Source organism: Lactococcus sp. S47 (assembly GCF_016517475.1).
Taxonomy (GTDB): Bacteria; Bacillota; Bacilli; order Lactobacillales; family Streptococcaceae; genus Lactococcus; species Lactococcus lactis.
Genome location: NZ_JACVUB010000005.1, coordinates 15,130 through 40,686, shown reverse-complemented (window position 1 = coordinate 40,686; position 25,557 = coordinate 15,130). Strand labels below are relative to the sequence as shown.

At 35.1% G+C, this 25,557-nt stretch carries 25 protein-coding genes; 1 reads left to right on the top strand and 24 read right to left on the bottom strand.

The features are described 5' to 3' along the window. Window positions 1–87 precede the first annotated feature (87 nt). From nusG to IAE52_RS06305, 8 genes are all read right to left on the bottom strand, one after another. Window positions 88–645: a transcription termination/antitermination protein NusG gene (gene nusG, locus IAE52_RS06340; protein ID WP_003129977.1), complete on the bottom strand. Its 558-nt coding sequence runs from the start codon at window positions 643–645 to the stop codon at window positions 88–90. Window positions 646–842: 197 nt separating this feature from the next. Continuing rightward, window positions 843–1,037, bottom strand: a complete 195-nt coding sequence (gene secE, locus IAE52_RS06335) for a preprotein translocase subunit SecE (protein WP_003129978.1) — start codon at window positions 1,035–1,037, stop codon at window positions 843–845. 110 nt (window positions 1,038–1,147) lie between these two features. Continuing rightward, window positions 1,148–1,297, bottom strand: a complete 150-nt coding sequence (gene rpmG / locus IAE52_RS06330) for a 50S ribosomal protein L33 (protein ID WP_010906305.1) — start codon at window positions 1,295–1,297, stop codon at window positions 1,148–1,150. A gap of 40 nt (window positions 1,298–1,337) precedes the next feature. Further along, window positions 1,338–3,155, bottom strand: a complete 1,818-nt coding sequence (locus IAE52_RS06325) for an acyltransferase family protein (RefSeq protein ID WP_039116455.1) — start codon at window positions 3,153–3,155, stop codon at window positions 1,338–1,340. A gap of 101 nt (window positions 3,156–3,256) precedes the next feature. Next, complete coding sequence (locus IAE52_RS06320; RefSeq protein ID WP_003129980.1) at window positions 3,257–5,488, bottom strand: PBP1A family penicillin-binding protein; 2,232 nt, start codon at window positions 5,486–5,488, stop codon at window positions 3,257–3,259. A 308-nt stretch (window positions 5,489–5,796) separates the two neighbouring features. Beyond that, window positions 5,797–6,432, bottom strand: coding sequence for a DUF421 domain-containing protein (locus tag IAE52_RS06315; RefSeq protein WP_012898614.1), 636 nt, complete (start codon window positions 6,430–6,432; stop codon window positions 5,797–5,799). A gap of 16 nt (window positions 6,433–6,448) precedes the next feature. Next, window positions 6,449–6,880, bottom strand: coding sequence for a DUF3290 domain-containing protein (locus IAE52_RS06310; RefSeq protein WP_010906308.1), 432 nt, complete (start codon window positions 6,878–6,880; stop codon window positions 6,449–6,451). Between the two features lie 113 nt (window positions 6,881–6,993). Continuing rightward, entirely contained in the window at window positions 6,994–7,371 is a 378-nt protein-coding gene (locus tag IAE52_RS06305; protein ID WP_033900715.1) for a pyridoxamine 5'-phosphate oxidase family protein, read from the bottom strand. A 204-nt stretch (window positions 7,372–7,575) separates the two neighbouring features. Between IAE52_RS06305 and IAE52_RS06300 the strand changes: the two genes are divergently transcribed. Further along, window positions 7,576–8,442, top strand: a complete 867-nt coding sequence (locus IAE52_RS06300; RefSeq protein WP_033900713.1) for an RluA family pseudouridine synthase — start codon at window positions 7,576–7,578, stop codon at window positions 8,440–8,442. 38 nt (window positions 8,443–8,480) lie between these two features. On the opposite strand, the gene IAE52_RS06295 is transcribed toward IAE52_RS06300, so the two are convergent. The 16 genes from IAE52_RS06295 to rseP all read right to left on the bottom strand — a co-directional run bounded on the left by IAE52_RS06295 (window position 8,481) and on the right by rseP (window position 25,555). Next, window positions 8,481–9,290 (bottom strand): metal ABC transporter permease, encoded by an 810-nt coding sequence (locus IAE52_RS06295; protein ID WP_033900712.1) that lies wholly within the window; start codon window positions 9,288–9,290, stop codon window positions 8,481–8,483. Then, the gene (locus IAE52_RS06290) at window positions 9,283–10,020 is read right to left on the bottom strand and encodes a metal ABC transporter ATP-binding protein (RefSeq protein WP_012898617.1); all 738 of its coding nucleotides are present in this window, start codon (window positions 10,018–10,020) and stop codon (window positions 9,283–9,285) included. Before IAE52_RS06290 ends, IAE52_RS06295 begins: the two co-directional genes overlap by 8 nt. 176 nt (window positions 10,021–10,196) lie before the next feature. Beyond that, complete coding sequence (locus IAE52_RS06285; RefSeq protein ID WP_200136738.1) at window positions 10,197–11,039, bottom strand: metal ABC transporter substrate-binding protein; 843 nt, start codon at window positions 11,037–11,039, stop codon at window positions 10,197–10,199. Beyond that, window positions 11,036–11,473, bottom strand: coding sequence for a zinc-dependent MarR family transcriptional regulator (locus IAE52_RS06280; protein ID WP_010906313.1), 438 nt, complete (start codon window positions 11,471–11,473; stop codon window positions 11,036–11,038). The genes IAE52_RS06285 and IAE52_RS06280 overlap by 4 nt, the downstream gene beginning before the upstream one ends. Window positions 11,474–11,553: 80 nt before the next feature. Continuing rightward, window positions 11,554–11,838 (bottom strand): competence type IV pilus minor pilin ComGG, encoded by a 285-nt coding sequence (gene comGG, locus IAE52_RS06275; RefSeq protein ID WP_017865155.1) that lies wholly within the window; start codon window positions 11,836–11,838, stop codon window positions 11,554–11,556. A 38-nt stretch (window positions 11,839–11,876) separates the two neighbouring features. Then, window positions 11,877–12,323, bottom strand: a complete 447-nt coding sequence (gene comGF / locus IAE52_RS06270; RefSeq protein WP_058203710.1) for a competence type IV pilus minor pilin ComGF — start codon at window positions 12,321–12,323, stop codon at window positions 11,877–11,879. Beyond that, window positions 12,286–12,582: a competence type IV pilus minor pilin ComGE gene (gene comGE, locus IAE52_RS06265; RefSeq protein WP_033900709.1), complete on the bottom strand. Its 297-nt coding sequence runs from the start codon at window positions 12,580–12,582 to the stop codon at window positions 12,286–12,288. Before comGE ends, comGF begins: the two co-directional genes overlap by 38 nt. Further along, complete coding sequence (comGD, locus tag IAE52_RS06260) at window positions 12,554–12,952, bottom strand: competence type IV pilus minor pilin ComGD (RefSeq protein ID WP_233610962.1); 399 nt, start codon at window positions 12,950–12,952, stop codon at window positions 12,554–12,556. Before comGD ends, comGE begins: the two co-directional genes overlap by 29 nt. Continuing rightward, complete coding sequence (comGC, locus tag IAE52_RS06255) at window positions 12,945–13,328, bottom strand: competence type IV pilus major pilin ComGC (protein WP_080735951.1); 384 nt, start codon at window positions 13,326–13,328, stop codon at window positions 12,945–12,947. Before comGC ends, comGD begins: the two co-directional genes overlap by 8 nt. Window positions 13,329–13,341: 13 nt before the next feature. Then, window positions 13,342–14,415 carry a competence type IV pilus assembly protein ComGB gene (comGB, locus tag IAE52_RS06250; RefSeq protein ID WP_080735950.1) on the bottom strand — a complete coding sequence of 358 codons (1,074 nt, stop codon included), beginning with the start codon at window positions 14,413–14,415 and terminating at the stop codon, window positions 13,342–13,344. Next, complete coding sequence (gene comGA, locus IAE52_RS06245; protein WP_033900707.1) at window positions 14,309–15,247, bottom strand: competence type IV pilus ATPase ComGA; 939 nt, start codon at window positions 15,245–15,247, stop codon at window positions 14,309–14,311. The genes comGB and comGA overlap by 107 nt, the downstream gene beginning before the upstream one ends. Before the next feature lie 120 nt (window positions 15,248–15,367). Beyond that, a complete protein-coding gene (locus IAE52_RS06240; RefSeq protein ID WP_162551487.1) occupies window positions 15,368–20,287 on the bottom strand; it encodes a PolC-type DNA polymerase III in 4,920 nt (1,639 codons plus the stop codon). Window positions 20,288–20,459: 172 nt separating this feature from the next. Next, window positions 20,460–20,996, bottom strand: coding sequence for a hypothetical protein (locus IAE52_RS06235; protein ID WP_023189020.1), 537 nt, complete (start codon window positions 20,994–20,996; stop codon window positions 20,460–20,462). Window positions 20,997–21,001: 5 nt separating this feature from the next. Further along, the gene (locus tag IAE52_RS06230) at window positions 21,002–22,333 is read right to left on the bottom strand and encodes an FAD/NAD(P)-binding oxidoreductase (RefSeq protein ID WP_033900703.1); all 1,332 of its coding nucleotides are present in this window, start codon (window positions 22,331–22,333) and stop codon (window positions 21,002–21,004) included. A gap of 15 nt (window positions 22,334–22,348) precedes the next feature. Further along, entirely contained in the window at window positions 22,349–24,199 is a 1,851-nt protein-coding gene (locus tag IAE52_RS06225) for a proline--tRNA ligase (RefSeq protein ID WP_003130592.1), read from the bottom strand. A 69-nt stretch (window positions 24,200–24,268) separates the two neighbouring features. Continuing rightward, the gene (gene rseP, locus IAE52_RS06220; protein WP_033900700.1) at window positions 24,269–25,555 is read right to left on the bottom strand and encodes an RIP metalloprotease RseP; all 1,287 of its coding nucleotides are present in this window, start codon (window positions 25,553–25,555) and stop codon (window positions 24,269–24,271) included. Window positions 25,556–25,557: the final 2 nt, after the last annotated feature.

The following is a 25,557-nucleotide window of genomic DNA, read 5'->3' as shown; positions in this document are numbered from 1 at the left end:
AATCACATTTTTTATAATTATAACAAATATTCTGTAAACTCGCAAAAAGCCACGAATTCTCGTGGCTTTTTTTATTATAATACTTAATTAAGCTTGAATATCTTCAATTTGGTGCATGTCCAATTCAACTGGAGTTGCACGACCAAACATATCAACAGTCAGAGTCAATTTGTCGCCATTGATTTCTGTGATTGGAGCTTCAAATCCTGAAAAGGCACCATCAACAATACGAACACGTTTTCCAACAAAAACATCAAAGTCAATTTCACGAACAACTTTGCCCATGCCAACCAAAATATCTTGAATTTCTTGTTCAAAAAGTGGTGTAGGTTTTGACCTATTCCCGTGTGAACCAACGAATCCAGTAACATTTGGTGTATTACGGACAATAAACCAGGCTTCATCAGTCATATTCATTTCAACCAAAACATAACCTGGGAATAAGTTTTCTTCAACTTCTTTCATTTTGCCATTAACTTCTGTACGAATTGTCTCAGTTGGAATTTCGACACGCAAAATTTTGTCAGCCATGTTATAAAGTTCAGCACGCTCAAGCAAATCTTCTTTAACTTTACGTTCATACCCTGCATAGGTTTGAATAACGAACCAACCTTGGTCAAAACTTACTAAATTATTATCTTCCATTTGAAATACCTCTGTATTTATTTTTTTACTTAATCAGTTAAAATCCCAGCTGACAGAAATTCTGTCAGTAATTTGGGTACAAGAAAAAGGGCCAAGCCCTTATCAGATAATATTATTATATCATATTTATCTTGAATTAAAAGGACTTTTAATAAAATTAGAAAAGAAAAATCTGTCAAAACTGACAGATTTATAGATTATTTAAGAAATGGGATTAAATGGTTAACACTAAATGTAATTCCATGTTGAGTTACCCAATCGAAAATTATGATGAACACCAAGAAGAAAGCTGTATATTCAATGACCATAAAAAAATCACGAACAGATTGTTTTCTGCTTGGCCAAGTGGTTAATTTCATTTCTTCAATAATGCTACCAATAAATTTAAACATAATCTTTTCCTATCACTGCCACAAATTTACTGACAGAGTCCATTTCTTATAAAAGTTTACTGACAGAATGTCAGTTCGACGTGTTTAAACCCTATTAAAGTAAATACGATTTAACGCGTTTCTTTGTGTAATGTGTGTTTGCCACAAGTACGACAAAACTTTTTAACTTCAACTCGTTTTTCTTTCGCAACTGACGAAAGATTGAGGGTGTAATTTCGTGAACCACATATGGTGCACGCTAATCCAGCTTTTCTTAACATATTATCTCTTATTCTATCAAAAATTATTTAGAAGCGCAAACTATTTTTCCACATTGGTCAGACTATTAGCTACTAAAGCGGCGTATTTTTCGGCCCCTGTTCCTTTAGGATGAATATTATCACTGTAGAACCATGAACTTTGACCAGATGCTTTTTTATTCCAATCAATAATTTTCAAATTTTTATATTTCTTTGCCATTTTCGTCAGCAAATTATTATTAGGTTTTGCCCAAACACGGTCTGCGTGGACATTCATCCAATAAACAGGTTTATTACCTGCCACTTTCATCGCAGCATCAATTTCATCTTCTTTAATTGTTCCATTTGTTCCTAGACCAATTAAGTAAGCATCAGGATTAGGCATTTTTGATTTAGCATTCGTTAAGTCTGTCGCCAGTGACTCTGCTTGTCTTCCAACTGCTGCATCAATATACATATGTGGAAAAACTTCTTGAAGATTTGTAGAAGCAGCAACCATAACCGAATCTCCAAGGGCTAGAACATTCATTTGAGAAGCTTTTTCAGCAACTACAGGTTGAACCTTATACTTTTCTGCTACCGCCTTTAAGGACATCGGTACTTTGTTGTTAGCCTCAGCCAGTTGTTTCTTTTGTAGTGCAACCTGTTGGGCCATTATTTTTTCTTCAATCACTCGTTGGTCATGGGGTGAAGGCGGTGAAAAAATAATGAAACCTAAGCTTATTAGAGCAAGCCCTGAAATGAGCATCGGTAAAATATTCTTTTTAAGTTTCCAACCTTTTTCTCGAACAAAATTTTGAAGGATTCCTAAAATATTACTATAATCAAAGCGCTGCGTTGGTAGCTCAATCAAACGATATGAAAGTTCCGTCAGAATAAGAATGAGCGCCAATTGCCAAATTAAATTATACCAAGCGGTAGGAGCAAGTACCTTAGCTTCAGCGAAAGCAAAAACAGGAAGTTGCCACAAGTAAATTCCGTAAGAACGTGAGCCAATATATTCAAAAACAGGGTTTGAAAATAGCTTGTTAGTCGGAAGACTTGGATGTGCCACCAAAGCAACCATTATCACACTGGCCAAACTTGCTAGCCACATTCCGCCATAATAAGTAAATGTCCCTTGAGCAGGCATAAAGATATAAGCAAGCAGCAAAAGCAAAGATAATCCAATAGTCAACTGCCAAGCAATTTTAACCGCTCGTTTATTAACCTTATGTGAAAGTTTATTCAAAGGCCAAATGAAAGCAAGACTAGCCCCCATCATCAAGCTAAAGAAACGCGTATCCGTTCCATAATAAACCCGCGTTGGGTCTGCTCCGGGAACGAAAAGAATTGCCATCCAAATTGCCGAAATCAAGGCCAAAACATTAGCAATGACAAAAATCCGACCTCTTTTTTTAACAAATTTTAGCAAAACAATCAACAGCAAAGGCCAAAGGATGAAGAATTGCCCCTCGATTGATAAATAATAAATATGTTTGAAAGGTGAAGCACCCGCAATATCAGCAAAATATGAACTTCCTTGCGAAATTTGCCACCAGTTTTGAACCGAAAATACAGCAGAAAGGAAATTAGAACGTAATCCCGCCCACAAATTAGGTTGAAAAATGATAATATAAGGTGTCACAAGAAGAAAAATTGCAACTAGTAATGGATATAGACGCTTTAATCTTCTTCCCCAAAACTTCCAAATATTAATCTTCTTATTTTTTTCATACTCGCGAAGGAGCGAATCCGTCACCAAATAGCCCGAGAGAACAAAGAATAAAACAACACCAAGAAAACCACCCTGAACATGGTTTGGCCAGAGGTGATATAGAATAACTGTTAAAACACCAATCGTCCGTAATCCATTAAAACCTGTGACGTAACGCTTCATTTTTCTTCTCGATTTCTATCTTTATTCTTTAAAATTTTCTTGTCTTAAAACTACTACGCTTTACCTCTAATTCTACCATATTTCTACCTCTTTTTTCAGTTTTAGTTGCCAAAAATTCCTTTAACTTTATCCCAAGCATTTTTAGCTGCATCTCCAATATCTTTACCCACTTTTCCGAGGTCCAAACCACCAGAATCTGAAGACGATGAAGAGCTAGAACTAGAGCTTTCTGGTGTATTTCCAGTCGTGTGAGCCTCTGCTTGTTCTTGGTCCACAATATCATCTTGATATTGTCTTTGTTGAGTCCAATAAGGTTCTTGTGCAGCAACACCTGCTTCCGCATAAGGATTTTCAACTGTAAATGCCGTTCCTTTAGTATAAGGTAACATATAACTAGCTTCCTGACGGAAAATGACTGAGGTTTGTCCTTCTGATGAACCTGTCAGTTTATATTTCCCATCCGCATAACCAACCCAGAGAGCCATAACCACATCCGGTGTATAACCTACTACCCATTGGTCTTGGTCTTCATTGGTTCCTGTCTTACCAGCAAGTGTATAAGACTTAGGTGAAGCTTTCCAAGCAGAACCATTAGTATAAGTCCCCAGCATCATTTGAGTCATTTTGTCAGCTGTATCTTTACTAATAACCCGTTTTTTGGTTACCTTTGCTGTTTTTACAACTTGTCCTGCAGCATTTTCAATTTTAGTAATCAAATGCGCATCATTCATCACTCCGCCATTTGCGAAAACTTGATAAGCCTGAGCAATTTGCCATGGATTCGTTTCAACTCCAGCTCCGAGTGCCGTCGGTAAAACATCATTTTTACTACTTAAATCTAAACCAAACTCACGCCCTAAAGCATTTCCGACTTTTGGTCCAATCGCTTGATATGTATTAATAGCTGGAATATTATATGAATTTGCTAAAGCAGTATACATTGGGATTTGTCCACGCCATTGATTATCAAAATCGGTTGGTTTCCAGCCATTATAATCTGCTGGTGAATCATCAACCGTTTTATCAATTGACCACCCCGCTTCAATTGCTGGAGCGTAAACAATAAGAGGTTTGATAACTGAACCAGGAGAACGTTTAGACATTGTGGCATAGTTATAATCAGTAAAGCTATTTGAACCTTCTGTATTAACATTTCCGACAAGAGCATTGACAGCTCCCGTTTTAGGGTCAATAGCAACCGAAGCAGATTGGGCATAAGTTCCATCAGATGCTTGTGGGAAGAAACTTGGGTCAGAATAAGTCTTTTGCAAGCCGGATTGCATATTTTGGTCCATGCCCGTATATATCTTGTAACCATTATTCATGATTTCTTGTAATGTCAGACCATACTTGCGTTCCGCTTCAGAAATTACAGCATTATAATAGCTTGGATATTTATATTGACTACTTTTAGATTGATAATTGTCTTGCAATTGAGCTTGTAAGTCAACTTTCATAAAAGTATCTGCCTGTGACTGCTCCAAATAACCAGCATTAACCATATTTTGCAAAACTGTATTACGTCGGTCAGTCGCATATTTTCCTTTTTCGTAAAGAGGATTATAAATTTCTGGCCCTTTTAACATTCCCGCAAGACTGGCTGCTTCATCAACAGTTACTTCACTTGCTGGAACACCAAAGTATTTCAAAGCTGCATCCTGAATTCCCCAAACACCATTACCAAAGTAAGAATTATTCAGATACATATCAAGAATCTCATCTTTACTATAATGTTTATTGATTTCAAGTGCCAAGAAAAACTCACGCGCTTTACGGTCAATCGTTTGTTCTTGAGTCAAATAAGCATTTTTGGCCAATTGCTGAGTGATTGTTGAACCACCACCAAAACGCCCAAGAGTAACGGCTGCTAGAGCAAAACGTTTCAAATTGACACCATGATTTTTATAGAAAGTTCTATCTTCAGTTGCCACAACAGCATTTGTAATATTTTTGGAAATTTGGTCAATCTTGACCGGTGTTCCTTTTTGACCATAAAGATTTCCAGCTTCATTATTATCTTTGTCATAAATGACTGTTTGTGCCGAAATAGAACTTTGCAGTACTTTAACATTAGCTGTTTTAGCTAAGTAAAAAAGATATGAACCTGTCGAAACAATGGCTACTAAGACAAAAATAATTGTGATTTTTGTCAGATTATAACGTTTCCAGAACCGTTTAATTGGTTTCATGAATTTACCGAACTTCGTTTTAGCCGGTTTTTCTATTTCTTCTTCAAGCTTTTTTTGTTTTTTAGGGCGTAAATTAGGAATTTTTAAACTATTTTTTTTAGATTCCTTTTTATTACGCCGACTGAAATTATTATTTTCAGACATATATCGTTCCTCAGATGCTTTTTATTTCTTTACTTACTCAAATGAATACAGCAATACCTTATTTTAATACTTTTCTGCTTTTTTTGCCTTACATCTTTGTAAGGTATTTAGATTTCATTTTTTCAGTTCTGATTATTTTACCAAAAATCCCTTTGGCTTACAATGTAAGTTTGTAAAACGAAAGGGATTTATGTTTTATTATAAAGGTTTCTCTAGATTTTTCAATTGTTTCACTTCTAACACCAAAATTCTATTTATAATTTAGCTAACTAACTCTAAATTAAAACAAGAGTATTCGCTTTCTAATATTATTTTGTATATCCGTAAAGTTTAAGTTCACCTGATAGGTATTCTCCTAAATATATTTCCTTAATTTGGTTATATCCTTGCAGATTAATTTGTTGTTCAAGCCAATTTTCATCTTTATCAATTAATTCGAGAACATCAAAATTAGCTTGTCCATCAACAATAATTGGATATTTAATATTTTCACCACCAAATTCAATCAATGTCAATTGACCATTTTGTTCTAAAATAGCTCTTTTAACATTATGTATCTCATAGATACCATTAGAACGTAATTTAAACATTAATTCATTAGCAGAGATTCCATTTCTGAGACATTCATTTACTCTCACTTTTCCATCTTGAATCAGAGTCAATGGTTTACCATCAACGATTAATTTTACATAGCGATTGTGCTCCTTTGCAAATTTTAAAATTAATACTAACAGTGTCCATATGATTAGAACCAAGACAAATTGTAAAACCGTAATAGAATCATTATAGATGACTCCACCAATAATTCCCCCTAAAACATAATTTTGAACTTGATCCATTGCTGATGAGGGGGCAAGATTACCTTTCCCCATTAAATTTATTTGAATAATTAAACAAATAATACCTAAAGCAAATTTTAGTATTATTGGGCTGTATAATTGCATTTTAACTCCTAATTTTTTATTTTTCGGGATTAATCAAGTAACTTTTAGTAAGGGTGTATGACTGTTGATCAGCACTAAGGTTAACTTTATAATAATCACCTTTTATCTTTACAATCACACCATCAGCTAATTGCGTGGAATTAACAAAAATATTATTTTTATTCGTTCTTTCGTTTTTAGCGACTCTTTCAATAAATCCAACCATCTGTGAAGATTGAGTATGCTTAGACTGATTAATTTGATAATTTGAATATTGTATACCAATCTCTAAAATAATAAATAATAATAAAATAATACTAAGATCTCTATATTTCGTTTTAATTCTATGCTTAATATATATAGCAAATACAATAACAAGAACTACAAGACTCCCAAAAATAAAGATATATCGAAGATAATCACTAAGTCCAGCTTGCGATTTTAAAAATTCAATATCATAAAATTTCATATTTTTCACCCCTTAATAACTATTATATTAAAAAAATGATTAATAAATCATTTTATAATTATTCAAACCTCATTTAATTTTATAAATAAACCTTCTAAGATGAAATATTATCTTTATAATAGTTGTTCTACTTCCACCGGAGTAAGTTCAAGAACTGCTCGCAAAAATGGATACTTTTCTTTCATCATTTCAAATTCTGGACCATTTGAAATAAGTTTTGCTTTAGCACTCACCCTAAAGCCAATCCCTTGATAGCCATTTTTACCTTCGACTTCTCTAACCCCAAGCATCAGATAAATTGTATCATTCACTTTAATATCCTCTTCTAAATAATGCATCCCTGCTGCTGGTGCCAATATTCGTTCATCACTGGTAAGCTGTAAATAAGAAATCCATGTTCCTGTAACATGAGGACTTTCCTCTGCTCCCCATGAAGTGAGGGAAACTGAACCTTCATATTTTAATGTTTCTTTAAATTTTTTTGTTAGCATTTCTTTCTCTTTCTATAATTCACTCATAATATTTATTATTTTTTACATTTTGAGTTATCTTTATTACGTATTTTTAAGAAGATACTTTGATTATAACAAACCTAGAGTTAATTGAAAAGTAATTCTCTTGATAATCCCGATGCTGTCACCCTTTCAGTTTCTTATATTTTTGGGCCAAATAAAAACTTATAGTATAATGTGAATATGGAATATAACTTCATTTTACCCGAAAATTTTATAGAACAGCCTGTCTCTGATTTACTCGAAAAAACTTGGTTCATTCCTCGTAAACAAAGACACTTTCTAAGAATGAAAAAACATTGCTTAGTCAATAACAAGATTATTAACGAAAATCAGCTCGTCCATGCTGGAGATAAAATCACTCTTATTTTTGATAATGAGGATTTCTCTAATTTATCTCTAAAATTCGGTTCAGCAAATTTAGCTGACATCCTTTATGAAGACGAACATTTGATTGTTGTTAATAAACCTGAAGGAATGAAGACCCACGGAAATACGGCTGATGAATTAGCCTTACAAAATCATGTTGCAGCGGCAATCAACCAAGAAGTTTTTGTTGTCCATCGCCTGGACCAAGCAACATCTGGTGCTGTTTTATTTGCAAAAAATCAATTTGTTCTCCCTATTCTTGGTAAAATGTTTGAAGAAAATAAAATTCATCGTGAATACTTGGCACTAGTCAAAGGTCATTTCCCAGAAAATCAATTTACCATTGATCGGGCCATTGGTCAGAATCGCCATGATAAAAATAAACGAATCCTTTCCGCAAAGGGTCAAAAAGCAGTGACTCATGTTGAGCTTATCAAAAAATTTACTGACAAAACTCTTGTTAAATGTACCTTAGATACTGGAAGAACTCACCAAATACGTGTCCATTTATCTTCATTAAATCATCCTATCATTGGTGATGCTTTGTATGGTCAAAAATCACAGGAGAGAATGATGCTTCATGCTGATAAAATTATTATTCCCCATCCGTTTGAAAATAAAATTTTAGAAATTTCAGCAATTAGTACTAGTTTCCTTGACATTTTAAATAAAACAAAATAAAAAGAAGTGATTTTTTACCACTTCTTTTTATTTATTTCTTAGGCTCGAATCAATCGTTTTAAACTTGAAGTTACCAAGAAAAGGGCGATGAAAATTAAAGTAATTGCGGCAGATGCTGGAGCATCCATATAGTAAGAGGCAATCAAGCCAGCATTTAAACCAATAAAACTTACAATAACCGAGATAAACAACACAGCTTTAAAAGATTTGCCTAGACGCATCGCAATTGAAGCAGGTAAAACCATAATTGCCGAAACAAGTAAAGCCCCCGCTGCAGGAATCATCAGGGCAATAGCAACCCCCGTGACAATATTAAATGCAATCGAAATCCATCGAACAGGAAGTCCATCAACAAAAGCTGTATCTTCATCAAAAGTCATCACGTAAAGCGGACGTAAAAAGAGAATAAATCCAAGCAAAACAACTGCTGCTAAAACAAAAAGCATAATCACTTGCGATAAGGAAATTGTGATAATTGAGCCAAATAAATATTGCTCCAAACTAACACTTGTTGCTCCTTTTGAGGAATTCAAAATCAAAAGGGCAATGGCAAGCCCTGCTGACATCAAAATGGCCGTCGCAATTTCCATATAGTTATGATAAATTGTTCTTAAATACTCTAGAAAAACAGCCGCAATTACAACTGTAATTAAAGTTGTAATCGTTGGATTCCAACTTAAGAGAACCCCAAAAGCGACACCGGCTAATGAAACATGTGATAATGTATCTGACATTAAACTCTGTCTACGTAGTACAAGAAATACACCAAGCAAGGGAGAAAATATTGAAATAGCGGTTGCTGCTAAAAGAGCGTTTCGCATAAAATCATACTGAAATAATTCAAACATCAGTTTCCTCCTTTAATTCTTGTTGCTTTTCTTGAGCTACTCTATCGCGGTCTGTATGCAAATCAAAGCAAGCAAATTTCCCATTTTTATCTTTCAATAAATGGATATTTCGGTCAGCATAATCTTTCACTTCTTCTGGATCATGAGTGACCATTAAAACAGATTTTCCATGTTTATGAGCCGCATGGTGCATCAATTCATAAAAGTCACTACTTGATACATCATCCATTCCTGTTGTTGGCTCATCAAGAATAAATAAGTCAGGATCACTAGCAAACATTCTTGCAATAGCAATTCTTTGCTTTTGCCCTCCAGAGAGTTCACCAATACGCTTATTTCTGTAGTCCCACATTCCTACTGAGTCAAGGGCTGCCTTAACGTGTTCTGAGTCGTGAGCTGTCATTTTTTTAAACCAACCTTGTCTCGGATAGCGTCCGCTCATAACAAATTCATGAACCGAACTTGGAAAACCAGCATTAAAACTTGCAACTTGCTGAGGAAGATAAGCAATTCTTAATTTTTCTCCTCGGTTATTTTTGGGAGAAATTTTTATTTTACCTTTTTTAGGTTTTAAAATTCCCAAAGTTGTTTTTATAAGAGTTGATTTGGCAGCACCATTCTCACCTGTTAATGTGACAAATTCACCGGAATCAACATGATAGCTGATATTTTCTAAAACTGGCTCTCTATCATAATAGAAAGTCAAGTTTTCAACATTGATATATCTCATTTTTTCTCTTTATATCTCTAATAGTAATTCTTATTTCGGTGTTTTTCTTATTAATCTATTTTTATTTCAAAAACACGAAACTCCCGTTCATGAGAACGAGAGTTTCAAGGAGTTTTATGAAAAGATTTTTTGGAAGAAATTCATTATAAATCCTTCATCTTAATTTTTCCTTAAACTCACTTGATAGTTTTCTTTAAAGCAGTCAAATTATCTTGCATCAATGTGAGATAATTGTCACCATTTTTTTTCTGCTCGTCAGATAATCCTTCAACAGTATTGATACCAATAAGGTTTGCCCCTACTGATTTTGCTAAAGTCTCAGCAATTTTACTGTTAGCATTTCCTTCAAAATAAACATTTTTTAGTCCTGCTTTTTCCATTTCAACTTTTAAATTAGCTAGCGTTGATGCTGAAGGTTCTACTTCTGGATCCAATCCAGCAATCGCAATTTCTTTCAAACCATAATCACGACTTAGATAAGCAAAAGCTTCATGTTGTGTAATAAATGTTTTTTGTTTAGCATCTTTCAAAGTATCAAATTCACTGTCTAGCTTTTTCAATTTAGCAACATAACTCGCTGCATTTTTTTCAAAAGTTGCTTTATCATCTGGGAATTTTTTCCCAAGCTCAGAGGCAATGGTATTAACTTCAATAATTGCTTGCTTTGGACTAATCCAAGTATGAGGGTCACCAGATATCTTATCAACATCCTTGCTGGCTTCGATTTTAATCCCTTTATTATTTACTTTTTTGGCCCATTTTTCAAGGTCATTAGAATTGTAAACAAAAGCTTCAGCATTTGTCATTGTCGCAACTTGCTTTGCACTTGGTTCAAATTCATGAACTTCCTGATTAGCAGGGACAATATTTTCGACATCGACTTTGTCACCAACAATTGCCTTCGTAAACTCATACATTGGCTCAAAAGTCGTGACAACTTCTGGCTTACTGGCTGATTTTTGACAACCTGCCAAGAGTAAAACTGCTGGAATAGCAAGTAACATCAATATCTTTTTCATTGAAATTCCTCCGTAAGTGCTGATAAGAATTTACTTATCACTTCTTGTTCTTCGTCAGTAAATTTGTTCCCTAATTCCTGGTAAGTACTCAGAGTTTTCTCGTGATGAGTAGCATGCTCCTTAGCAACCGGAACCGCTTTTTCAGTCAAGCTCCAAAGGACCACGCGTTCGTCATTTGTGGCTCGACTTGATTTAATTAGTTCTTGCTCTTGTAATTTCTTTAGAGCTTTAGTTACTGCTGCTGGAGAAATCTTTAGTTTTTCGGCAATTTTAGCATTTGTCGATATTTGTTCTGCCAAAAGCATTAAAATATGTTCTTGTGTGCTCGTTAGTTTCACATCACTTTCGCACTTACCAAGTAATATTTCATGCTTATTTTCTGCAAATTGCATGATTGTCCCAAGAAACTGGTCGATTTGATTTGCTAAACTCATCGTATTTCGTCCTCCATAATTAGTTTACTGGTTAATTATATAGCAAAGAAAAAATAATGTCAACCAGTTAACGTTATTTTTTAATTTTTTATTTGAAAGTTTGCGCCATCTTTTAGATGGATACTAAATTGATAAGTTTTTTCATCACTTGAATGGTCAGTAATTTTTGAACTGGCTGACGAATCTGTCAGTAAATTGTAGGACAAATCTCCTGAATCAAAATGAATTTGACCTTGAGATTTTAAATCAGTCTTTAAAGCTACTGACACCATTAATTCAGCTGTTAACTGCTCCTTTTCACTTCTTAATTGTCGAGCATCATCTATTTGCCTTTGCAAATAGAACTGAAGAAACATTGAAAACATCAATAATAAGACTAGCGTATATAGAAGTATTCCTCCTCTTACGTATCTTCCGGAAATTGATAAATAAATGTTCTCTCACCTCCTTGATTAAAATCAATTCTTATGGTTATTAAATTTTTAGTAGCTTGAATCTTAGCCGCTTTTATATCATAAAGCATTGGCTGATAACCCTGGCCTTTGTCATCAGTCTTCCGGAAATCATCTCTCATAAAACCAAACCTTAGTTTTTTGTCTTTAGTTACATACAGAAAATCCTGCTCTACCCTATCTAATTTTGTTCCTGAGAGTTCAAAACGCATTTGCTGACAGAAAATTTGCCAATCTTTTATGCTATCACTTTGACTAATCGCCACTTGTTCTTTCAACATCTTTGTTAAACCTGAGATGACAAGGACTGAACCAGAAATTGCAAGAAGTGCCACCAAACACTCCAACAAGGTAAATGCTTTAACTTTGAAGTTCAAGTTGCATAATTTCCTTTCCATGATTACTAATAATCAGTAAATTTTGGTTTTCTTTTATCTTTATATCAGAACCGTTGATTGATAATTCTGTTAAATGACTTTCAATCGCCATTTGTGCCACGTTTAAAGCTTCAATCTTTTGATTTTCTTCCGTATCTTTTTGTCTTACTTGCACAAGAGAACTTACGATAAAGCTGACTAGAAAAGCGAGTAGAGCTATACTAATTAAACTTTCCAAAAGCAAATATGCCTTAACTGATTTTCTTTTTAAATTTTCCACTGCCTATCTCCAATTGATAAGTGATGAACTTTTTTTCGTAAGGTAAAGAAATTGTGAGTTTTTGTAAGCTAGAATTCTCTCCCTTATCATCAAATTTAACTGTAAAATCTTTAACTGCTACCTCCTTTGGAATTGTGATACTTCTATCTTCACAGATTAATTCTTGATTTTTAGCAACTAAACTTTCAGATTTTTGAAGCAGTGCAGCATCTTCTTGACTCCTTTTATAGAAATTTTCAAACTGGAGAACAAACAATTCTCCCTTAAAAAGATGGACTGTTTGTATTATTTCTAAAGAAAAAAGAGTTGTGATAAAAGAAATAATCAACAAAACTAGAAGAGACTCTAGTAAAGTAAATGCTCTAGTCATTAAAATTTCGTTCTTCATTTTTATTCTGATCATAGTAATTATCGTAAGCAGAAATTTGTTTTTGAGTAATCATCCCAGCGCTGAGCAATTCTGACAGAGTCGGCTTCTCATCATCATGATCTAATTCATAAAGTTGGGCTTGACTTTCTACTACTTTCACAACTGCCGCTTCTCCAGTTTTTTGAACTTGTGATTTTTCTTTAATTAAATTTGGAACAAATAGTAATATCAAAATACTAATAATAGCTAGTACAATTAACATCTCTATCAAAGTAAAAGCTCTTAGCTCTTTCTGACGGCATTTTTTTTCACAAATTTTAACGAATAAAAATATTTTTTGTATTTTCTTTAAAATAAACTTCTTAGTTCTTTCCATTTTTTCATCCTTTCTATATTCCAGAACCCATATTTGAATAGATGGGGAGTAACATGGCTGCATATAGCAAAATAATCATCAATGCTACAAAAATAAAAACAAGAGGTTGGATTAATTGCATTAAACGATCTATCTTTGTAAAAAATTGTTCCCAACATTCATCCGCATACAGCGAAAGCTCTAAGCCTAATTTATCTTTAATAGCTCCATATTCAATCATTAACGAGAGCTCGGGTAAAAAAAGCGCAAGTTTACTGACAGCTTGTTCAAAAGACCGACCAGCATTCAATTCTAAATCAAGATTCTTGCCAACTTCTGAAAAAATTCGACTTTTTTGTTTTTTCATCAAGTTAATAATTTGACGTAATTCAACACCTTGAGCAATTAGATTTCCCCATTCTCTTGCAAAGTAAGCTGTTAAATATAAACGGATAAAAGAATGAACCAGAGGTAATTTAACAAGAAATGTAAAATTCATTATTGCTGATTTTCGTTTTAAAAGAGTTACTGACAAAGCTGTCAGTAAAAATATAAAAGCTCCAAACGAAAAAAATACTAAGGGTAAATGATTAATCAATAGAGTAGCAAAGTTACTGCCACTATTGAGTTGTGGTAGTAAATAATTTTTTAAGCCCCACATAATTCCAACCAGAAAAATTAATAACAATATTGGATAAGTAGCAACTTCCACTAATTTATTTTTAACTTTAAGCTGTTTTTTTAGATGAAGTTCAACTAATTGCATCGTCCCTGACAAGTTACCATGCACTTCTACCAAAGCAAGTTGTGTCACCACATTTTTAGAAAATGAAAGACTTTCTAAAAGCTCTGATAAAGCTTGACCAGAAGCGAGACCTTCTTTCATTTTTAATGTAAATTCTTTTTCCACAAGTTTTGATAAAGATAAGAAATTTATCACTTCTCCTAAATTAAATCCACTATTCAAAAGATTTCCCATCAGTTGGATAAGTTTGGCTTGTTTAATCAGTCTTAATTTTTTCCCTTTTGGCTTCAGTAGGTGTGAGATATCCATTTGTAAGTAGCTGATCAATTTTTTTATTCCAATTTTCTGATGACCAAGACTCAAATTCGTTTTTGGCAATGTCTAATACTCCTTTCCCAGCTATTAAACGCTGATAAACAACACTTGATAAAGCATTTTTTATTTCCCAATGACTTAAACCCAGCTCTGATAATCTCTGAATGACACCTCTAACAGAAGAGGCATGAACGGTTGAAAACACTGTATAACCTGTCAAACTAGCCCGTAAAACTGCTTGAGCGGTCAATTTATCACGAATTTCACCAACGATTAACAAATCTGGGCGATGCCTCAGTGATAATTTAATTAATTCATCATAACTATTACCAATGACTTCGTTGACTTGTAACTGAATAAAATCGGAATCAATCAACTCAACGGGTTCTTCAATAGTGATAACTTGTAAATCTGTAAAATGACGACGAGCTAAATCAAACATTAAAGATGTTTTTCCCGAGCCTACTGGACCGGCAAAGAGATGCAATCCTCTTTTACAATCATAATTCTCTAGCTCTTCATCAAACCAAAAATCAAGTTCTTTGTTTTGATCATGCAAGAGACGTATTACTAAAGATTCATTACCCTCGAAATCCCCCACTGTTGAAAGACGCAAACGTTTTGCATTACTTTCCTCTAATTCATACCAACAAGCTCCCAATTGAACTCGTCTGCGTTCTCCTGTATTCATCCCAGCTAGAAACTTAAAGTGAGTAAGTAGTGCTAAGCCAACTTCTAACCCAATTTCTTCTACCAGAACACGCGCTGTCATTTGTCGAAAATAAAGTTTATACTTTTCTTTTGAAGCAATCAGATAAATATCTGATGCATCTCTATCAATTGCTCTTTGAATTAATTCTTTTGCCATTTTTGGTATCATACTAGACTATACGCAAATAATCAGTTAATGTAACAAAAAAGCCGAAAATTTTTCGACATTTTGTTATTTCTAAAAATAAAAATACTCTTATCATTTAAGATAAGAGTATTTTATGAAAAATCAAAAGAAATCATCAAATAGACTTAATTGATTATCATCAGGCATTCCTTCAAGAACACCCATATTGGTCATGTTTTCAATAATCGTTTGTGAAACACCACCACGCTTACGAAGTTCCATTTTACTTAAAAATTCACCTTCAGCACGCGCTGCAACGATTTGTTTTGCTACGTTTTCACCCAATCCGTCCATTGTTACAAATGGCGGAATTAAAGTATCACCATCAATAACAAACTCAGTAGCCTCTGAGCGATAAAGGTCAATTTTACCAAAAGTGAAACCACGCTCTAACATTTCATTACAAAGCTCTAAAGTCGTATAGAGGTTAGTTTCAACATTTGTTGCATCAAAACCTTTATCTTTAATTTCTTTCATTTTGGCTTTGACTGCTTCAAGACCTGCTCCCATTACCCCAATATCAAAGGCAGTTGCTCTAATAGAGAACCATGCACAATAATACAATATTGGATGATGAACTTTGAAATAAGCTACCCGTAAAGCCATCATAATATAGGCTGCCGCATGGGCTTTAGGGAACATGTATTTAATCTTTGAACAAGACTCAATGTACCATTCAGGAACATCATGTTCTCGCATAGCTTCTACATATTTTTCACGTTCTTCGGCGGGAATTTTATTCCACATTCCCTTACGCACCCGTTCCATAATTGTAAAAGCAAGACCGTTTTCTAGCCCCTTATGAATAAGATAAACCATGATATCATCCCGGCAGCCAATAACGCTTGATAAGTCGGCAATCCCTGAACGAATTAAATCTTGAGCATTTCCTGACCAAACGTCCGTTCCGTGTGAAAGTCCAGAAATTTGGAGTAAATCTGCGAAGTTTTTAGGTTTGGCTTCGGCAATCATGTTCATTGAGGTGAAAGTTCCCATTTCAGGGATTCCCAAAGTTCCTAATTTTACCCCTAACTGTTCTTCGGTCAAGCCCAAAGATTCTGTCCCAGTGAAAAGCTTCATCACTCCTGGGTCATCCATTGGAATATCTTGAGGAACAATACCAGAGAGACTTTGTAATTTTCGAATCATCGTGGGGTCATCATGTCCAAGGATGTCAAGTTTTAAGATATTGTCATGAATCGCATGGAAATCAAAGTGAGTCGTTTGCCATTCGGCATTAACATCATCGGCCGGAAATTGTACAGGAGAAAAATCATAAACATCCATATAATTTGGAATAACGATAATCCCACCAGGGTGCTGTCCTGTTGTTCGTTTAACACCAGTTGATCCAGCAGCTAAGCGGTCAATTTCTGCATTTCCATAAAATTGATCATAATCACGTTCATAACCTTTGACAAAACCAAAGGCTGTTTTTTCAGCAACCGTACCAATTGTTCCTGCTCGAAAGGCATAATCTTCACCAAAGATATCTCGAACGTCCAAGTGAGCAAGGGGTTGATCATCCCCAGAGAAGTTCAAATCGATATCGGGAACTTTGTCTCCCTTGAAACCTAAGAAAGTTTCAAAAGGAATATCATGCCCATCTTTGATGAGTTTATGATCACATTTAGGGCAATTTTTATCTGGCATGTCATAACCAGAACCGAAAGATCCATCATCATAGCATTCAAAATATTGACATTCTGGGCAACGATAATGTGGAGCCAAAGGATTTACTTCGGTAATCCCAATCATTGTCGCAACAAGTGATGAACCAACAGAACCCCGTGAACCAACGATATAGCCTCGGTCATTAGAACGTTTTACAAGTTCTTGTGAAATAATATAAACAACTGAGAAACCATTTCCTAAAATCGATCGAAGTTCTTTTTCAAGTCGTGCGTCAATAATATCTGGCAATGGATTACCATACCACTCATGTGCTTTTTCATAAGTTAAGCGAACAATTCGTTCTTCGGAGGTTTCTCCTCCATCAAAAACCATCTTAGGTGTATATAAATCATCCCGAACTGGAGTCAATACATCAAATTCATCCGCCATCTTTTGCGTATTGTCAATGACAATTTCACGCGCGGTCTTCTCATCAAGAAAACTAAAGGCTTCAAGCATTTCATCAGTTGTTCTAAAATGAGCTTCGGGTAATGGAAGAGGTTTGGCATGTTCCCCATGTCCTTGAGTCCAGTTAATTTCAGCTCCAAGACCAAGCGAGCGAACAATAATTTCTCGATAAATAGCATCTTCTGGGTTCAAATAATGTAAATTACCTGTGGCCAGAACTGGCTTGCCTAAAGTCTTACCAATTTTTATCAAATCTTTAAGCGTTTGTTCCAATTCTTTTTCTGATTTGAAAGAACCACCAACAACAAGTGAACGATAAAGAGCTGGTGGAAATACTTCGATAAAATCATAAAACTTGGCGATTTCAAGCGTTTCTTCAAATGTTTTATTGATTGCTGCATCAAAAACTTCACCAATTTCGCAGGCCGAACCGACCAACAAACCTTCACGGTTGGCTTCTAAAACAGAACGTGGAACCCGAGGAAGACCAGCATAATATTTAACATTCCCAAAACTAACAATTTTAAAGAGATTTTTTAAACCTTCTTGTGTCTTGGCATATAAAGTCACGTGTTTTGGACGAACTTTTTTATAAGAATCTTCACTGACCAATTTGTCATTAAGTTCTAAAAGACTTGTCCACCCTGTATTTCTAGTACGTAACTCTTCCAAAAATACAAAGAGCAAACGTCCGGTTGCTTCCGCATCAAAGTTGGCCATATGGTGATGTTCAAGTCCAATTTGGAATTTCTTAGTCAATTGACCCAAACCAAAACGTTTCATTTCTGGGTAGAGATTACGGGCAAATTCAAGGGTATCAACCACTGGTTGCGTGATAATCGGCAGACCATTTCGTGAATAGTTCATATTCATGAAGCCCACGTCAAATGTTGCATTGTGGGCAACAAGAATTGTTCCTTCACAAAACTTTTGGAATTTTGTTAGAACTTCATATAATGGTTTGGCATTTTTGACATGGTCATCTGTAATTCCGGTTAATTCTGTTGTAAATTCGCTCAAACGATATCCTGGATTGATAAATTCATCAAATTCATCAATTGGATTTCCTTTGTGCATTTTTGTTGCCGCAATCTGAATCAAATCATTATGAACTGCCGAAAGTCCTGTTGTTTCCACGTCGAATACAACATAAGTTGATTCATACATGTCAACGTCAGTTTCATTGTAAACAATCGGAATTTTATCTTCAACAAGATTGGCTTCGACGCCATAGATAATCTTGACGCCATTCTTCTTTCCAGCCGAGTGAGCTTCAGGGAAAGATTGCAAACCACCATGGTCAGTAATTGCAATAGCTTTATGTCCCCATTTAGCAGCCTGAGCAACCAAACTAGAAGCAGAAGGAATGGCGTCCATTTGACTCATATTAGTATGCGCGTGAAATTCAACACGTTTTTCATCTGATTTGTCTTCACGAACATTTTGTGTCGGAATTTCAATCAAATCAGTCAATTGTAGGACTAAATCATTTTTGAAATTATCCCGTTGAACATTCCCGCGGACTCGACACCATAGTCCCGCTTTAATTTGTTTGGCTAGCTGAATTTCTTCCTCGCCACGTAGCCATTTCTGAACATAAAAACTTGAAGTGTAATCAGTCATTTCAAATTCAAGAAGGTAACTAATATTCCCTGTTTTACGTGATTTAATTTCACGGAGTTCGCCTTTAAAGACATATCCTTCAAAAACAACCGGTCCGTTAGTCGAAAATTCACTGACAGAACGCATCGGAGTGACGGGTTCATTATTTTTGATTTCGCGACCTAATTGAATTTTATCTGATTTTACAGCTTTGATTTGAAGAGCAACACGGTCAATGGTTGGTTTAGGTTTAATTTCCACAACCGCATTAGCGGTCATCACCAAATCATCTTTGTATTTGTCGTGTTCAATATTTCCTTGTACACGCAACCAAAGAGCATCAGATAAGCTGTCAGTAAAATTATCTTCTCCATCAGTACGGTCAGCTATAATTTTTTCATTCATAGCTTTGACAGTACTGACAATTTGGTCAAATTGGGCAATTTCTTCATCCTTACGACCCCATTTTGAAATCATAAAAGTTGAAGTTTCATCAGCCATTTTTAATTCTAAAATATGGTTGACTTTGCCTGATTCTTTTCCCGTAAACTCACGGTGTGCGGCTTCAAAAACAAGTCCCTCAAAAATAACGCCAAAACCTTCTCCAGCAATAAAAGACATGCTGGTAATTGGACTTTGTCCGCTGATTTTTCGGCCAAAGAAAATGCCGTCAGAAAGTGCTGTTTCCACAAATTCTGGTTTTGCTTCTCTGGTATTTTTGCTTTCCCGTTCTTCTGAACGTTGTTTTTTGATTTCAGAAATTTGGGCTTGTTCTGCAGTTTGAGCCGCCAAGCGAGCCGCAACTTTTTCAGCGTGAGCAGCTGCTTGCATTTCTGTCAGCTCCTGGTCAACTAGAGGGGTTATTCTTAATTCTCCAAAACCGAAAGACTTAAATTTTTCCTCTAGAATTGGAAAATATTTTTCCACAAAAAAATCCATTTGCGGATTATCTTCCACCATTAAGTGAATTTTTTCTTCTTCTTCCTTTTCAAGATGATATTTCTTAAAAATACTTGAAAAAGCAGAATCGCATAATTCTGGAAGTGTAAGTGCATATTGATAATAATCATTCAGATTTTGCTCATCAATATTTTGATTTCGACTGCTGACAGAAATTTCTGTACGAGCAATTGTCGAAAAAGCAGTTTCCGTCAGTTCTGTCAGTAATTTATATGTATCAATTGGTAAAATCTCATCAAAAATTAACTGAAAGTGCCAGAGCTTACTTGCCGTGTGCACTTCAACATTTTCAATATCAGCATGCTCAAATTGGCTAGAACGACGCAAATTTGGTGGCATTTTGATTTGTTCCATCAATTTTTCAAACAGATTTTCCATGTTTTTTTGACCCTTTATCTTATTTTTTCTATCCTTAGCAAATAGAATTTCATTTCTCATTATAGCATAAAAAAATGTTGCTTTTCATACTTTTTTAAGAATAAAATAACTGACAAAACTGTCAGTTATTTTATTTTAAAATTAATAGTTACTGACAGAGCTGTCAGTAAAACTATTTACCAGTTGAGCGATTTTCTTCATCCATTTCCCAAAAATAGAGTGCTTCTTCTACTGTCTGTGCTTCGCCACGTTTCATATAGCGAATCATATGACTGACAGCTTCTATTGTTTTAAATTGTGTGGGAATTCGTCGAAAATGATTTAATTCTGTCTGAATTTTTTCTTCATCTTCTTTAAGTTTGTTCAAATCAGCATTTAAAGATTTCATTTTTAGAGAACTTTCACCCTCTAAAGCTAATTTTTCTTTAAATTTTTTTGAATCATATCTGAACAAAAGACAAAAAATGAATAAATAGACAACTGAAATCACCAACAAAAGAACTAATGACAACTTTAAAAATATTCCTACTCCTAAAATAATAAGAAGAACTGCTAATTTTAAAATCAATGATAGAGTTTGATGAGTATGAACTTTTTGCTTATCAGAGTGTTCAGCAAAAGATTCAATGCTTTGTTGAACTTTCTGCAAATCCTCAAGCAAGTGAAGCACTTTTTGACAATAAACTATCTCTTTATTAGTCGTTTCCACACAATCTACCTTTCATTCTCCCTTACTAGTCGAGCTAATATGCGATTGAGACCCCGAGGGTCTTTGTAGCCATGTTCAAAATAAAAGTCTGTGAACTCAATATCCTCAATTTTTAATTCTTGTTGAATCGCAAGTGAGAAAATATTGACGTACTCTGCCATATCGCTCGTTTTTCCAATACATTGTAAACCAAGAATTTGATGAGTGCGTCTCTCATAAATCATCCAAATATTACTTGGTGAATGTCCGTCTAAGTGTTCATTTAGTAAATGAACCGCATCTGCATCATAACCAGCATCAACTGCCTGTCTTATTGTAATCCCAGTCATAGCCATCACTAAATTATTCATTGGAACATGATAAGTTCCCTGACTACTATTAATTTTTTGGCGAGGAGCAAGTAAATTAATCGCCGCAATTTCACCATCGCGAACAGCATCCGAAGCATGTGGCAGATAATAGCTTTTTCCCAACAAATTAACATAAGTCGTTGAAACATCTCCGACAGCAAAAACATCTGGACAAGTGGTTTGCATGTATTCATCAACAATAACCGCTCCGCTATCTCCTAACTCAACTTGTTGATTCAGAAGATAAGAATTAGGCCGAAAACCAATCGTAAAGATTACTCCATCAACAGGAATTTTCTGACCATTTGCTGTTTGAATGATTGTATTTTCTTCGTCAAACCCAATTTCTGTCACTTCTGTATTTAATAGAAGACGCATTCCCTCTGCATTCATCCAACTTTCCAATAAATGACTTGCTGGTTCATCAAGATAATCGTTTAAAAGATTTTTATTGCGATGAATGAGTGTTGTCTGAATTCCTCTTTCTTGGGCAATCCGAGCAACTTCAACTCCGGTCATTCCACCACCAATTACTGCAATATTTTTGGCTGTTTTCAGAAATTCATCTGTTTTTATTGCATCATCCATACTTTTTAAAAAGTAAAGTTTGCTTTTTTTATCAAAAGGAACAGAGGTCATTGCCGGATAAGAACCCGTAGCAAAAATCAATTTATCATAGAGAGCGAGTTTCGTCTTTTTGGAATTGACTCTCCGATAAAATAGCCGTTTATTTTTGGTATCAATCTCTTCAACCACCGTTTCCATTTGCATGTTTAAACCAGCAGCTTTTAGTTCTTCTACCGATGAATAACTAGATTGATTAAGGACAGATTTTTGACCCGCCAGATAAGAAATAATTCCTTGAGAAACAAAAGAAACCTGATTACGCTTATCATAAAGCGTAATTTCGGCTTCTGGGTATTCTTCAAGCGCACGTAATCCGGCACAAATTCCGGCGTGGGAGCTTCCAACAATAACAATTTTCATAGTAAATCTCTTTTATTATTTACTTAAAATTTCAATGGTATTGACAAGTTCATCTTTATTAATTTCAACAACTTCACCTGTCGCACGAATTTTAACTTCAACAACACCCTCAGCAGCTTTTTTACCGATTGTCACACGAACTGGCAAACCAATCAAATCGCTGTCAGCAAATTTAACACCTGCACGTTCATTACGGTCATCTACTAAGACCTGATAACCTTTGCCACGCAATTTTTCTTCAAGTTCAGAAGTCAATTCCATTGCTGCTTCATCTTTAACATTAACTGGAACAAGATGAATATCAAATGGTGCTAATTCTTTAGGGAAATTAATTGACCAGCTAAATTTAAATTCTTCTCTTGGCGTTTTTTCAACATAGATACGAGCAAATTGTTCCAAAATAGCTGAAAGCAAACGACTTACACCGATTCCGTAACAACCCATGAGCATTGGAATTGAACGACCATTCGCATCAAGAATATTGGCATTCATCGCTTCTGTATAGCGAGTTCCTAATTTAAAGATATGTCCAATTTCGATACCACGCGCAAATTTCAAAGTTCCACGGCCATCTGGTGAAATCTCACCTTCATTAACTGTACGTAAATCAACAAACTCTTCAACTTCATAATCACGGCCAAAGTTAGCATTTTTATAATGGAAACCATCAACGTTAGCTCCAACCACAGCATTTTTAATTTGTTCAACTTTGCGGTCAGCAATAATCTTGACATTTTCAAGCCCGATTGGTCCAAGTGAACCAAAATGAGCTCCAAATTTTTCTTCAACTTCTGCTTCACTGGCAGCTTCAATAAATGATGCTCCAAGATAATTGGTCAATTTGACTTCGTTGAGTTGGTCATTACCATTTAACAAAATAACCACTAATTCATCATCTGCGTGATAAACCAATGTTTTAACTGTTTGTTCTTCATCAATTTCAAGGAATTTTGAAACTTCATCAATTGTTTTAGCACCTGGTGTCGCTACTTTTTCAAGTTCAAGTTCTTCAGTATAAGCTACATTTGGTTCAAATTGACTGCTGGCCATTTCAATATTTGCCGCATAATCACCACCTTCAGCGTAGACAATTGTATCTTCACCAGCAATCAACCATTTGCCAAGTTCTTCTTTGATTTCTGAAAGGACAGATTCTGGAATTTCTTCGATTGATGTAATATTCTTACTCAAAACGAGCCATTTTTCAAGATTGATTCTATCATCTGTAATAGCAATAAATTCTTGACTATCTTTACCACCCATTGCTCCAGCATCGGCAATAATTGGTTTAAAGTTTAAGCCAGCACGTTCAAAGATTTTTTCGTAGGCTTTTTTGTAATCATTATAAGTCTCGTCCAATGAATCTTGGTCAGCATGGTAGCTATAACCATCTTTCATCAAGAACTCACGACCGCGCAATAGTCCATAACGTGGACGTTTTTCATCACGGAATTTTGGAGCAATTTGGTAAACATTAAGTGGTAATTTTTTATAAGAAGTAATTTCATCACGGACAAGAGAAGTCATTGTTTCTTCATGTGTTGGTCCTAAAATAAAATCAGAATTATCACGGTTTTTTAATTTATATAAATCCTCACCATATGTGTCATAACGGCCAGATTCACGCCAAAGGTCAGCTGTCAAAAGACTTGGGGCAAGAAGTTCTACTGCACCAATTTCGTCAAACTCTTCACGCATGATATTTTTCAACTTTTCAAGTACGCGGTTTGCTAATGGCAAGTAAGCATAAATTCCTGCTGAAACTTGACGAACATATCCTGCGCGCATAAGTAAGGCATGGCTGATAACCTGGGCATCAGAAGGCATTTCCCGAAGGGTTGGTATAAGCATTTTTGATTGTTTCATAATTTTAAAATTTCCTTTATGAGTTTGGTTCAGCTTCTTTCCTTTTGAAATAGAAGACGAATAGATATATTAATTTACAAAGGCTCGGAGAATATCATTCCATGTTACTGCTACAAAGAGCACAAGCATGAAGACAACTCCTACCATTGTGATGATTGATTCCTTTTCTTGTGAGAGTGCTTTGCCACGAATTGCTTCAATAATATTTAGGACAATTTTTCCACCATCAAGTACTGGAATAGGAAAAAGATTGACAATCCCTAAATTAATTGAAAGCATAGCTAAAAGATTAATAATCGTCGGCAAACCTGCTCTCGCGGCTTGGCCACTGAGTTGATAAATAGCAACTGGACCACCAAGTTTATCAAGACTCGGTCGTGCAATCAAACTTCCTAAAGCTTTAAAGATTGCTGTAGCTGATTGGCCTGCTTGAACAAAGCCACCTGTAATCTTATCAAAGAAACCTGTTTTCATTGATTGCATAATGCCAACACGGTAACTTCCGTCCATTTTTTTAGGTGTAACTGATAAGGTTTCCGATTTGCCTGAACGGCTAACTTCAAGTTTTAATTCTTTTCCTTTAGAACCTGAAATTTCAGTAACAACATTGTTCCAATCTGCCGTTTTAGTTCCATTGACTGCTTCAATTTTATCACCAGCTTTTAAGCCAGCATTGTAAGCGGGTGTTCCTTTTTCAACTTGGCCAATAGCATTAGTAGTTGAAGGAACGCCTCCTTGAACAAAGGTTAGAACGATAAAAGCAATGATTCCTAAAATAAAGTTATTCAAAGGACCACCGAAGTTTGTCAACATTTTATGAAAGACACCGGCTGATTGATATTGAACATCGAGTGGTGCAATCCGAACTTCTGTTCCATCTTCTTCAATGATTGTTGCATCATGATCAACAGAATAACGTTTGATTTCCCCAAAAACTTCTCCTTCAATGAAAAGTTCTTTTTCAAAATCATATTCAGTAATCAACATTGGAATTGCTTCTTCTAATTCAACATGTTCTGACAGATTAATTCTTCTGACGATATTACTGACAGAATTTTCAGCTTCTGGATTTACTACTTCAGATTTACTGACAACAAGACTTGCAGCTTGTCCTTTTTTGATTTCAGTCTTGTCATCACCCCAACCAGCCAAACGAACATAGCCACCGAGTGGAAGAATTCTTATCGTGTAAAGTGTCCCATCTTTTGCTTGGTGAGCAAAAATTTTCGGGCCCATTCCAACGGCATATTCACGCACTAAAATTCCTGAACGTTTTGCCCACCAAAGATGGCCATATTCATGGATAGCGACAATAATACCAAAGATAATAATAAAAGTAATCAGTGTTTCTATCAATC

What these genes read in the sequence shown, in the direction of transcription:
- nusG (WP_003129977.1), bottom strand. Translation starts at nt 645, where the DNA reads ATGGAAGATAATAATTTAGTAAGTTTTGACCAAGGTTGGTTCGTTATT.
- secE (WP_003129978.1), bottom strand. Translation starts at nt 1,037, where the DNA reads ATGTTTAAATTTATTGGTAGCATTATTGAAGAAATGAAATTAACCACT.
- rpmG (WP_010906305.1), bottom strand. Translation starts at nt 1,297, where the DNA reads ATGTTAAGAAAAGCTGGATTAGCGTGCACCATATGTGGTTCACGAAAT.
- IAE52_RS06325 (WP_039116455.1), bottom strand. Translation starts at nt 3,155, where the DNA reads ATGAAGCGTTACGTCACAGGTTTTAATGGATTACGGACGATTGGTGTT.
- IAE52_RS06320 (WP_003129980.1), bottom strand. Translation starts at nt 5,488, where the DNA reads ATGTCTGAAAATAATAATTTCAGTCGGCGTAATAAAAAGGAATCTAAA.
- IAE52_RS06315 (WP_012898614.1), bottom strand. Translation starts at nt 6,432, where the DNA reads ATGCAATTATACAGCCCAATAATACTAAAATTTGCTTTAGGTATTATT.
- IAE52_RS06310 (WP_010906308.1), bottom strand. Translation starts at nt 6,880, where the DNA reads ATGAAATTTTATGATATTGAATTTTTAAAATCGCAAGCTGGACTTAGT.
- IAE52_RS06305 (WP_033900715.1), bottom strand. Translation starts at nt 7,371, where the DNA reads ATGCTAACAAAAAAATTTAAAGAAACATTAAAATATGAAGGTTCAGTT.
- IAE52_RS06300 (WP_033900713.1), top strand. Translation starts at nt 7,576, where the DNA reads ATGGAATATAACTTCATTTTACCCGAAAATTTTATAGAACAGCCTGTC.
- IAE52_RS06295 (WP_033900712.1), bottom strand. Translation starts at nt 9,290, where the DNA reads ATGTTTGAATTATTTCAGTATGATTTTATGCGAAACGCTCTTTTAGCA.
- IAE52_RS06290 (WP_012898617.1), bottom strand. Translation starts at nt 10,020, where the DNA reads ATGAGATATATCAATGTTGAAAACTTGACTTTCTATTATGATAGAGAG.
- IAE52_RS06285 (WP_200136738.1), bottom strand. Translation starts at nt 11,039, where the DNA reads ATGAAAAAGATATTGATGTTACTTGCTATTCCAGCAGTTTTACTCTTG.
- IAE52_RS06280 (WP_010906313.1), bottom strand. Translation starts at nt 11,473, where the DNA reads ATGAGTTTAGCAAATCAAATCGACCAGTTTCTTGGGACAATCATGCAA.
- comGG (WP_017865155.1), bottom strand. Translation starts at nt 11,838, where the DNA reads ATGTTTTCAATGTTTCTTCAGTTCTATTTGCAAAGGCAAATAGATGAT.
- comGF (WP_058203710.1), bottom strand. Translation starts at nt 12,323, where the DNA reads ATGGAAAGGAAATTATGCAACTTGAACTTCAAAGTTAAAGCATTTACC.
- comGD (WP_233610962.1), bottom strand. Translation starts at nt 12,952, where the DNA reads ATGACTAGAGCATTTACTTTACTAGAGTCTCTTCTAGTTTTGTTGATT.
- comGC (WP_080735951.1), bottom strand. Translation starts at nt 13,328, where the DNA reads ATGGAAAGAACTAAGAAGTTTATTTTAAAGAAAATACAAAAAATATTT.
- comGA (WP_033900707.1), bottom strand. Translation starts at nt 15,247, where the DNA reads ATGATACCAAAAATGGCAAAAGAATTAATTCAAAGAGCAATTGATAGA.
- IAE52_RS06240 (WP_162551487.1), bottom strand. Translation starts at nt 20,287, where the DNA reads ATGGAAAATCTGTTTGAAAAATTGATGGAACAAATCAAAATGCCACCA.
- IAE52_RS06230 (WP_033900703.1), bottom strand. Translation starts at nt 22,333, where the DNA reads ATGAAAATTGTTATTGTTGGAAGCTCCCACGCCGGAATTTGTGCCGGA.
- IAE52_RS06225 (WP_003130592.1), bottom strand. Translation starts at nt 24,199, where the DNA reads ATGAAACAATCAAAAATGCTTATACCAACCCTTCGGGAAATGCCTTCT.